The 1,028-nt window shown below is 57.5% G+C and carries 3 protein-coding genes; all 3 read right to left on the reverse strand.

Annotated features, from left to right (window positions below; translation table 11 throughout):
* The coding region (locus J0A65_RS24025; protein ID WP_032229900.1) for a phage tail protein at positions 1 to 182 on the reverse strand (182 nt) is incomplete at its 3' end.
* An 11-nt stretch (positions 183 to 193) separates the two neighbouring features.
* Entirely contained in the window at positions 194 to 547 is a 354-nt protein-coding gene (locus J0A65_RS24030; protein ID WP_000752979.1) for a head-tail joining protein, read from the reverse strand.
* A gap of 11 nt (positions 548 to 558) precedes the next feature.
* The gene (locus tag J0A65_RS24035) at positions 559 to 957 is read right to left on the reverse strand and encodes a DNA-packaging protein FI (RefSeq protein ID WP_000158919.1); all 399 of its coding nucleotides are present in this window, start codon (positions 955 to 957) and stop codon (positions 559 to 561) included.
* Between the last annotated feature and the right edge of the window lie 71 nt (positions 958 to 1,028).

Consider the following 1,028-nt stretch of genomic DNA (forward strand, 5'->3'; position numbering starts at 1 on the left):
AGCCTGGCCCTTTCCTTTACCAGTTTCCGGCGTACCTTTGTCTCACGGGCAACCTGTGACGCCGACTGCGATATCGCGGATGAAGCAACGCGGTTAATGGCCATTGCGGCGGCACCAGGCACCGCCGTTTTGCTGATACGGCTGAGGTTTTCAACGGCCTGCTCAAGACCTTTTATGGCCATACATCCCCCTTTCAGCGGCGACGGTTAACGGCAGGCGGTACGCCCCGTCCAAGCCAGAGATGACAACTTCCGCCATCATCCGGCGAAACCCGATCTACCCAGAAATTTTCCTCACCGATGGTCAGCGTGTCTCCACGCCGCAGCTGCCGCACCTCATCAGTCCGGACAAACAGGGACGGGCTGGAGCCTTCAACGCGCACGCCCTGTCCGGCATAGCTGATATTTTCAGGGTCATCAAAAACACCACGTATCACCGCACCTGACTGCTCACCGGATGTAATGGTGGCTGACGTTCCCATGTACCCGCGTATCGTTTCATCGGCGCGGGCAATGGCAGCATCGAACAGGTTATCGAAATCAGCCACAGCGCCTCCCGTTATTGCATTCTGGCCAGGCCGCGCTCTGTCATTTCGGCTGCCACACCGGCAGAGACACGAAACGCCGTTCCCGGCAGCACAAATGCCACAGGTTCATCCCGCGTGGCGTGAAGTGCATCAGTATGCAGCTTCACCAGTGCCACGACCGTGACCAGTTCAGACGTATCCAGAATCACGGTATCCGGCTGCGCTGATCCCACCTCATTTTCATGTCCGGTCAGCACATTTTCCCGGCTGAGAGGGGTGTCCTGACCGGCAGTTTCATCCGTGTCATCAAGCTCCTCTTTCAGCTCTGCCACACGGAGCGCCAGTTCTTCTTTCGTCCCCGTCAGGCTGACATCACGGTTCAGTTGTTCACCCAGCGAGCGGAGACGGGCAATCAGTTCATCTTTCGTCATGGACTCCTCCACAGAGAAACAATGGCCCCGAAGGGCCATGATTACGCCAGTTGTACGGACACGAACTCATC

The sequence above is a fragment of the Bowmanella yangjiangensis genome, from assembly GCF_017255015.1.
GTDB lineage: Bacteria > Pseudomonadota > Gammaproteobacteria > Enterobacterales > Alteromonadaceae > Bowmanella > Bowmanella yangjiangensis.

Coding starts and splice junctions, on each gene's coding strand:
- J0A65_RS24035 (WP_000158919.1), bottom strand. CDS start 957: ATGACGAAAGATGAACTGATTGCCCGTCTCCGCTCGCTGGGTGAACAA.